1 protein-coding gene is annotated in these 682 nt (G+C 63.9%); it reads left to right on the top strand.

The genetic code is table 11. From position 1 onward, the window contains the following. Positions 1-180 precede the first annotated feature (180 nt). Positions 181-558: a transposase gene (locus H5397_RS17505; protein ID WP_309224402.1), complete on the top strand. Its 378-nt coding sequence runs from the start codon at positions 181-183 to the stop codon at positions 556-558. The last annotated feature ends 124 nt before the right edge of the window (positions 559-682 follow it).

Genomic DNA, 682 nt, shown 5'->3' with positions numbered 1-682 from the left:
CAACCACCGCAGGCTCCACGGTAGCCTCGGAATGGTCAGCCCCGACGAGTTCGAGGCTGCCTACTACGAGACCTCACACCAGAGTTCTCTCCCCGCATAGAAGCGGCAGAGAACCTGAGGCGGTTCACGGTGACTGGTGAGCTGTGTGAGGCAAGGCTGGCGATGGAGGTCGGGTTGGTCGTGAACTGGCTGTTGATGATCCAGCAGCGGTTCGGGACGGTGGCGGTGGCCTACGAAGCGGGTCCGACGGGGTTCGGGTTGGCCAGGGCGATCTTGGACGCTCAACTGCGGTGTGTGGTGGCGGCACCGTCGAAGATCCTGCGACCGGCCGGGGACCGGGTCAAGACCGACGCCCGGGATGCATTGCTGTTGGCCCGGTTGCTGCGCAACGACGACTTGGTCGCGGTCAGGGTCCCGACCGAGGCCGAGGAATCAGCCCGTGACCTGGTGCGGGCGTTCGATGACGCACGGATCGAGTTGATGGCGGCCCGTCACCGGTTGAGCAAGCTGGTGCTGCGGCACGGCCATGTGTACGACCCGGGCAAGCAAGCATGGTGAGGTGAGGGATTGTTTCCGGACCAAGAGCCCCCACCGGTAGAATCCGTGGGAGAAATGGAAGGGATCGAATGACCCGGAAGAAGTTCAGCCCGGAATTCAAGGCGGAGGCGGTTCGTGCGGTGAT

The organism is Propioniciclava sp. MC1683, from assembly GCF_014164675.1.
GTDB lineage: Bacteria > Actinomycetota > Actinomycetes > Propionibacteriales > Propionibacteriaceae > Propioniciclava.
The sequence above is the reverse complement of the archived record's forward strand: the minus strand, read 5'-3'. Positions and strand labels throughout refer to the sequence as shown.